The sequence below is a fragment of the Mycoplasma sp. 246B genome, assembly GCF_054353935.1.
In genome coordinates this window covers 24933-33112 of sequence record NZ_JBTHHM010000008.1, presented here as the reverse complement: position 1 = coordinate 33112, position 8180 = coordinate 24933, and the positions used below count along the sequence as shown (strand labels likewise).

11 protein-coding genes are annotated in these 8180 nt (G+C 25.9%); 4 read left to right on the top strand and 7 right to left on the bottom strand.

Going from position 1 to position 8180, the window contains the following annotated elements:
* Window positions 1-97 precede the first annotated feature (97 nt).
* The 6 genes from ACXYRR_RS03365 to ACXYRR_RS03340 all read right to left on the bottom strand — a co-directional run bounded on the left by ACXYRR_RS03365 (window position 98) and on the right by ACXYRR_RS03340 (window position 4259).
* Window positions 98-952 (bottom strand): DNA methyltransferase, encoded by an 855-nt coding sequence (locus ACXYRR_RS03365; protein ID WP_458597930.1) that lies wholly within the window; start codon window positions 950-952, stop codon window positions 98-100.
* Window positions 930-1385: a DNA methyltransferase gene (locus ACXYRR_RS03360; RefSeq protein ID WP_458597929.1), complete on the bottom strand. Its 456-nt coding sequence runs from the start codon at window positions 1383-1385 to the stop codon at window positions 930-932. The genes ACXYRR_RS03365 and ACXYRR_RS03360 overlap by 23 nt, the downstream gene beginning before the upstream one ends.
* A complete protein-coding gene (locus tag ACXYRR_RS03355) occupies window positions 1292-1684 on the bottom strand; it encodes a hypothetical protein (RefSeq protein WP_458597927.1) in 393 nt (130 codons plus the stop codon). Before ACXYRR_RS03355 ends, ACXYRR_RS03360 begins: the two co-directional genes overlap by 94 nt.
* A gap of 55 nt (window positions 1685-1739) precedes the next feature.
* A complete protein-coding gene (locus tag ACXYRR_RS03350; protein ID WP_458597925.1) occupies window positions 1740-2210 on the bottom strand; it encodes a hypothetical protein in 471 nt (156 codons plus the stop codon).
* Window positions 2211-2310: 100 nt separating this feature from the next.
* Entirely contained in the window at window positions 2311-2886 is a 576-nt protein-coding gene (locus ACXYRR_RS03345; RefSeq protein WP_458597923.1) for a hypothetical protein, read from the bottom strand.
* A gap of 185 nt (window positions 2887-3071) precedes the next feature.
* Complete coding sequence (locus ACXYRR_RS03340) at window positions 3072-4259, bottom strand: phosphoglycerate kinase (protein ID WP_458597921.1); 1188 nt, start codon at window positions 4257-4259, stop codon at window positions 3072-3074.
* Between the two features lie 257 nt (window positions 4260-4516).
* Between ACXYRR_RS03340 and ACXYRR_RS03335 the strand changes: the two genes are divergently transcribed.
* The 4 genes from ACXYRR_RS03335 (at window position 4517) to ACXYRR_RS03320 (ending at window position 7365) form a co-directional block, all read left to right on the top strand.
* Window positions 4517-4663 carry a hypothetical protein gene (locus tag ACXYRR_RS03335; RefSeq protein WP_458597919.1) on the top strand — a complete coding sequence of 49 codons (147 nt, stop codon included), beginning with the start codon at window positions 4517-4519 and terminating at the stop codon, window positions 4661-4663.
* A gap of 353 nt (window positions 4664-5016) precedes the next feature.
* Entirely contained in the window at window positions 5017-6327 is a 1311-nt protein-coding gene (locus ACXYRR_RS03330; RefSeq protein ID WP_458597917.1) for an HsdM family class I SAM-dependent methyltransferase, read from the top strand.
* Window positions 6327-7100, top strand: coding sequence for a restriction endonuclease subunit S (locus ACXYRR_RS03325; protein ID WP_458597915.1), 774 nt, complete (start codon window positions 6327-6329; stop codon window positions 7098-7100). The genes ACXYRR_RS03330 and ACXYRR_RS03325 overlap by 1 nt, the downstream gene beginning before the upstream one ends.
* On the top strand, window positions 7021-7365 hold the full coding sequence (locus ACXYRR_RS03320; RefSeq protein WP_458597932.1) for a hypothetical protein: 345 nt from the start codon (window positions 7021-7023) through the stop codon (window positions 7363-7365). The genes ACXYRR_RS03325 and ACXYRR_RS03320 overlap by 80 nt, the downstream gene beginning before the upstream one ends.
* Window positions 7366-7404: 39 nt before the next feature.
* Here the strand turns inward: ACXYRR_RS03320 and plsY are convergent, their stop codons facing one another.
* Window positions 7405-8148, bottom strand: a complete 744-nt coding sequence (plsY, locus tag ACXYRR_RS03315; RefSeq protein ID WP_458597913.1) for a glycerol-3-phosphate 1-O-acyltransferase PlsY — start codon at window positions 8146-8148, stop codon at window positions 7405-7407.
* Between the last annotated feature and the right edge of the window lie 32 nt (window positions 8149-8180).

The following is an 8180-nucleotide window of genomic DNA, read 5'->3' as shown; positions in this document are numbered from 1 at the left end:
TGTTCTCCTTTGTTTTATTTCACTTACAATTTTAAAGGAGTTTCACTCTTTTTTTAATATTTTTTTAAAAAATCTTTTTTTTATGAAAATGACTCAGTTATGGATACACAACTTTTTTTAAGGTCCCAAATTCTTCATCTGATTCATTGTTTATATTAAGATTATTTATTCCAAAATCTTTTAATACATCAAGAAGTTTTTCAATAATTTCTTTAGTATCTTGCTTTGTGTTTGGGTTAATATCGATATGTTCTATTTCAAAAACATTTAAATTAGATTGATATGGTTCATTCTTTACTCATTCAAAACTTTCACCTTTTGTTCCAACACCTTTATTTATTCTATATAAACGTTCATAATTTACATCAATAGCAATATTATTTTCGTTATTTGTAACTAGTGTATAAGAACGATTACCACCATCGCTTTTATTTAGTTCCAAAACAGCATGACCTGTTGTTCCGGAACCAGCATAAAAGTCTAGGATTCTAGAATTAGATTTATTAATTAATGAAATTAAATATTTTATTAATTCTATTGGTTTTGGTGTTGGGAATTTTAAATTAACTTCACTTATATCATTGTTACCATCTTTTGTTCATATACCAGATATAAATGTATATGGTAGTTTTATAATACTATATGGAGCTTTTCTTTCGTTATTAAATATTTTAGCGACTAAATGCTTACCAGGAAATTTTTTAAAAGGTACCAGCATAAAATTAACATCATCAATAAGCTTATCTCATTCTTCTTTCTGTTTTGGTGATAAATCTTCATATGCTTTATTTCTATGCTTATAAGTCCCATCTTTTTTACCAAATTGATTTCTTATAATATCATCATTTATATAAATATCATCACCGTTTTTATTTCTATATTTTCTAAAACCACTAAGAGTGTTGTTTTCAGCAGAAAGAGAAATATTTTTAATATTTTTTGTATAAACCAATATATATTCATGACCTTCATAAAAAAATTGAGTTTAATCCACCACCAGATTTCTTTTGCCATATAAAACAACTTACAAAATTCTCTTCTCCAAATATTTCATCCATTAAAACTTTTAAATATGCCTGCTCATTATCATCGATTGAAACAAAAATTACTCCATCATCTTTGAGAAGTTTTTTAGCTAATTTCAATCTTTCATTCATCATATTTAATCACCCGTTTCGGGTGTATTTATCACGGTAAATAAATCTTTTTGCAGCGACATTTTCTTTATCATTTGCTAATTTATTACCATCATTTAAAGAACTTTCAGTGTTATAAGGAGGATCGATATAAATTACATCGTAATTATATGTAAGTCCCGCTCTCTCTCTCTCTCAATTACTATTAAATTCTTTAAAGCATCATAGTTTTCACCAATGATCAAACAATTATCTGTTGATTTAGAATCTTTAAATTTAAAAGATAATTTTTCGTTCTTTTTAAGCAAAGCAATGCTTTGGTTGTTGCTCTCGGGAGCAACATCGAAACGAAACCCGATTTTTATTCTTTGAGCGATAAATTGAAAAATGTATTCTAATTCATTATCATTAAATCTTTTGATTATCTGCGCTGCCCATCTTTTTTGATCTGTGTTTAATTCCTTAGAAGAAATTCTATCTATTTCCTTTAAATATTTTTCTTGCAACTGTGTTAAAGTTTCATCAGATGTATTTATTTCTTTGTTCATAATTCTCCTTATAAAATATATGTAAATATTTTACTACATATTGATTGGTAATTGTTTAATAAATAACATTTCTATTACTTTCTATTTTTACCTTTACAAATATTACAACTAATAACACTGTTATTACAACATGAATTGCTAAGGAAAAAGTGCTTATCACAGGAACCCAAGCAAAAGGAAAGGCTAGTATTATTAAAGAAAATATACTTATACAAAGTCTTAAAATTGATTTACTTATTATTTGGTTTTTAAATAACTTCATTGATATTACAAGCATTATAATAATCATTATTGTTATACTGATATATATTAATGATGCAAGAATTTCTGGTAGACTAAAAATGATAATAGCATAGAAATTTGAAGAAATCAGCAAAGATGAAAAATTAAACTCTATTGATCCTTTATATGGTACAAAATTCCATGATAATGTGAAATAAGATGTAAATGCTCACAATGCCATACATACTAAACTTAAAACAAATGATGCAATTGCTAAATGAAATAATAATTTTCTTTGTTTCATATATTCCTAACTTTACATATTATAAATGAATATATGTAAATATAATAACACTAGGATTTAATCCTAGTGTTATATTTAAATGGTATTATTGGAAATTTTATTAATCTTTCTTTTGAATGAATTTATCAAAATTAACACTATTCTTGGAATATGAATTATTACTATCAAATTGTGTGTTATTAGCATAGCCGGAAAATCTGTTGTCCGAATAACTATATTGTTCGAATTTTGTATTTATTGAACTTTCATTATTCTTCAATCTTGCAATAGATATCGCTAATAAAACAGTAATAACAATTTGGATAATTAATCCAATTAACGATACAACAGGTATTCACGAAACAAGCTGAGCACCAAGAATTAAAGCAAAATTTGAAATAGCAAAGTTTTTAGTTCTTGCTATGGCTTCATCCCTTTCGCTTTCTTGTAAGGTTATTGCAAAAATAGATATCAACAAACTAATAATTGTTAAATATACAAATAAATTTAATATCGTAAATATAGTATATGTTATAGATGAACCAAGTAAAGTAATCCCATTAAATCCAAATCAACCATAGCTTATAATTAATAATAACACTGATGCAGTTGTTATAATCCAAAATAGCATTGTAATTGAGGTTAATATTAAGGTAGCAAGGTTTAATCTAAATAATAATCTTGTTTTTTCTGTCATTTTTCCTTCTTGTTTGATTTTTAATTTAACTTTATATATGATAAAGCAAAAAAAAAAAAAAAAAAACAGAAACCACAAAAAATTTGTGGATTTATATATTTATGGAATATGAATTTAATATTTTCACATTATTAAGAATATATAAAAAATCGTTTATACATAGATGTATAAACGAAACAAAATTTCTATTTTTTATCTTGGATAGCAGTAACTCCAGGTAGTTCAAGTCCTTGCAATAATTCTAAACTTGCTCCACCACCAGTTGATACATGTGAGAATTTATCTGACATTCCAAGTTTTTCAACAGCAGCTACTGAATCACCACCACCTACAACTGAGTAGCAATCTTTTAGTTCTGCTATTGCTTTACATACGGTAAATGTCCCATTACGGAAGTTTTCAAATTCAGCAACACCAACAGGGCCGTTTCATACAACAGTCTTCGCTCCCTGAAGAGTTTGTTTAACTAATTCTAAAGATTTAGGACCGATATCTAATCCCATATATCCATCTTTGATTCCCCCAGCATGGAATTCTGGTGTAACATCTTTAAATTCCTTCGCAACTGCATGATCAACAGGTAAAACAACTTTATCTTTGTATTTAACTAAGAAATCCTTAGCAAGAGCAACAAAATCGTTTTCTACTAATGATTCACCAATTGCATAACCAGTAGCCTTTAAAAATGTATATGCCATACCGCCAGCAATAACCATTTTGTCAACTCTTTGAATTAAGTTTTCAAGAACTTGGATTTTATCTGATACTTTAGCTCCACCTATAATAGCAACAAATGGATGTTCTGGATTGTTCAATACTTTTTTAAGGGATGTTACTTCTTTTTCCATTAAATATCCTAAAGCAGATTCGCTCATATTTTTAGATATTCCAACATTTGATGCATGTGATCTATGTGCAGTTCCGAATGCATCATTAATGAATACATCTCCTAATGATGCTCAGTATTTACCAAGATCTGGATTGTTTTTGCTTTCTGCTTTATCATTTAAATCTTCAAAACGGGTGTTTTCAACCATCAAAACATCACCTGGTTTCATTTGATTAATAGCTTTTTCTAATACTTCACCTTTGGTATAAGGGACAAAGATAACGCCTTTGTTTAATAAACGAGATAATTCAGCAGATACTGGTCTAAGTGATTTTTCTCTTAATTCATCTTTTGACTTAATTCTTCCGAGGTGAGAGAATAATATGGTTTTACCACCTTCGTTAATAATTTTTTTAATGGTAGGTAGTGCTGCTGTAATTCTTTTAGTAGAATAAATAATACTGTCTTTTAATGGAACATTAAAATCCACTCTGACTAAGACTTTTTTGTCTTTTAAAACAACATCATTGATTGTTTTTTTCATATATACTCCTATATCTAAGTTATTATTTATTTAATTATAATAAAATTCTGTTGTAATTGAAAAAATAACAAAAAGAATTTCAAATTTTTATTAAATTATAAAATCTTATTTAAAGACTAACAACAAAATGGTAGAATTATAATATCTTATAAAAAAAAGATTATTTTATATACTTTTTGTATCAATAAGTAAAATAGATAATCTTTATTATTAGTTTAATTATATTTTAAAAGTTAATAATTGTTAGGAGTTTTAATATGGATATTAAAAAATTAGAAAGAAATGATTTAATTAATAATATAGGAAAAGAACAATATACAACAAACACCGAGGCTGGTGATTTTCTTATATTTCTATTGTTGATAAAGATTCAAAAGAATTCAAGGAAATTCAAGAGAAGATAAAGAGATCTAATGGTGCCTACATTGTTGATTTAAGATTTGAACATATTGAAAATATTTCATTAATTATTGAAACAAAATCAAGAAAATTTAAAAAAGAGGATTACGAACAATTAGAAGAATATTATGCATTAGAAAGAATTTATAGACCAAATAATAATGTTATAGCAGTTTTATTTAATTTACAAAATCCAGAATCTGCTTTTGTAAAGGTTTATGATAAAAAGAATAATAAAGAAACTACATTTAATAAATTTGATTATAATAAAAAAATATATGAATATATTAGTGATTTTTCAAAGAAAAAGAATAATAAAAACGAAATAATTAAAAACACAATCGAATTAAATGATTTAATGCATAAATATAATATTAAAGAGAGTATAAGAGCACAATTTATCGGGTCCGCTTTAATGGCGCTAAATTCAGAAAATTTTGATTTAGAAAGTGAAATTAAAAGGTCTAATAATACTGAAATTCTTCTAAGACATTTTAAAGAGATAATAGAACAAAAATTAAAAGATAATAAAAATAAGACAGAGAAGATTAATATTTTATCCAAAATATTAGATGAACAAGACTTAACAAGTTTAGATTTTCAACACTTGCAAAATATTTTGAATAAAGTAAATGACGGTATTATCCCTTTTATAAATGAAAATACAAATACAGGCGAAGATTTATTAAATTTATTTTTTACTACATTTAATAAATATGTACAAAAAGAGGATAAGAATCAAGCTTTTACACCATCACATATCACCGACTTTATGGCTGAAGTAATAGGGATAGATGAAAATTCTATCGTTTTATATCCTACTTGTGGTTCTGGTTCATTTTTGGTTCAAGCAATGGTTAAAATGCTAAAAAATGTTAAAGATCCAACAAAAAGAGATTATATAAAACAAAACCAATTACACGGAATTGAAATAGAGGAAAAAGCATTTGGGTTAGCTTCTACAAATATGTTGATTCATAAAGATGGAAAATCTAATATTGTCCTTGATAGTTGTTTTAATCTAGGAAAAGAAATACAGCAAATGAATATAACACATATTCTTATGAACCCTCCGTTTAACGGAAAAAGAATGCCAAAAGAATGCCCTGTTCAAAAAAATAATGGTATGGATGCAACAAAAGGTTTATATTTTGTTAATTTTGTTGCAGAGCATATTGAAACAAAAGGCGCATTACTTGCTACTATCTTACCTTTACAAGCAGCTATAGGTTCTGGAAATACTATTAAAGAATATAAGAAAAAAATGTTAGAAAAACATACACTTAAAGCAGTTTTTAGTTTACCTAATGATATTTTTCATCCAGGGGCATCTGCATCATCATGTATTATGGTCTTTGAACTAAACAAAAAACATAATCCAAAAATAGCTACTTTTTTTGGATACTATAAAGATGACGGATTTATTAAGAAAAAGAATATGGGAAGAATTGAGAAAAAAGACTGGACATTAATAAAAAAGAAATGATTAGATGCTTATAAAAATAATCAAGAAATTGATGGGTTTTCAGTATTGGAAAATGTTGATTATAATGATGAATGACTTGCAGAAGCATATATGAAAACTGATTATTCCAGTTTAAAAGAAGAAGATTTTGTAAAAACAATTAGAGAATTTCTAGCATTTAAAATTAAGGAGGATATTAAATAATGGAATTAAATATAAATGAATGGAAAGAATATAAATTAAAAGATTTATTTAAAATTGAAAAATCAAAAAATTATATAGTAGCAGAAATTGAAGATTATTTAAAAGGAAAAATTCCTTATGTAACTAGAACCTCTTTAAATAATGGTGTTTCTGAATTTGTAAATAATAATGATGAAATATTAATCTTAGAAAAAGGAAATTGTATTATTATAGGTGGAGAAAGTGCTATTGCTTTTTATCAACCTTTAAACTTTATAAGTGGAAACAACATTTCTAAATTATATTTAAAAAACAATTTTTTTAACTATGAAATATTTTTATTTATCATTACAATAATAAATAAAGAAAAATATAAATACAATTATGGAAGAGCATTTAATATGAAAAATATTAAAAATACTATTATAAAACTTCCAGCAAAACCAGACGGAACACCTGATTGAGATTTTATGGAAAACTATATAAAATGACTTAAAGAAAAACAAAATAAAGAATCTATTTCTTTACAAACAATAGAAAATACTGCACATTTATCTAAAGCAACTAATAAGTTAAAATTAAATATAAGTGAATGAAAAGAATATAAATTAAGTGATTTGTTTAATTTTGTGAAAGGGAAATGTAATAATTCTACTGAATTCGAAGAAGGAACCGAAACTTTTTATATAGGTGCTAAAAAAAAATCATGGTGTGATGCAAAATATTGTATCCGAACCAACATTAATTTCAAAAGGAAATTGTATTTCATTTGTTTGTCAGGGTGAAGGAAGTAATGGTTATCAATTTTATATGCCTGTTGATGCGATACATACTACTTCGAATACCTTAGGGTATAGCAAACAACTTAATAAATATAATGCATTATTTATTACTACTGTCTTAGATAAAGAAAGATTTAAATGATCTTTTGGTAGAGGAAGGAAATTGGATCTTTTAAAAAATACTATCATCAAACTACCATCAAAACCAGATGGAACACCAGACTGGGATTTTATGGAAGAATATATTAAGTCCTTACCATATAGCAAATACATATAAAAACTTTCTTATCTATCATATAGATTACGAAAGTTTTTTTTACTTACTGTTATGTTTCTTAAAAGAAACTTTGCGCTCAGTTTTATTATGAATTCTTAAAAAGTTATCATAATGAGCATATATAACAAATAATAATGCAACAAAATAAATAATATAAACTATAAAGAATAAAGAATCACTAGTAGCATTTAAGGTTCCTAAAATACCAGTTGAAATCCAAGGAATTAGTGCAAAAAAACCTGTGATGCTTGCTGATAATACACTACCTAATGAAACATATTTTCATATATAAATTACTAAAAAATATAATATTACAAATATAGGAAGTAAAATAATATTTATTGATGTTGCTAATCCTAAAATTGTAGCAACCCCTTTTCCACCACGAAAACCAAAGAAAATAGGTCAAATATGCCCGATTACTGTTCCTAAACCAGCAAACGAAGGAAAGATGTATAAAGTTTCTTTTATATAACTTACATCTGCAAAATTACTTTGATGACCCAATCTAAAAGTGATATCATGATTTATAGCATAGGTTATCCCATATGCAAGTGCGACAATTGCTAAGGTTTTTAATCCATCGATTCATAAAATAATTTGAGCTGCTTTTTTACCCAAAACCCTTTTTGCATTTGTTGAACCTGCATTACCCGAGTGATAATCGCGAACATCGACTTTATAGAATTTTTTACCAATAATAATTGTTGTGTTTAACGAACCAACAAGATAACCTAAAATAAAAAAGACTATATTTGTTAAGATACTTAAAAATGCTACCATTATTCCCTTTCATAGCAATATAAATATTTTCA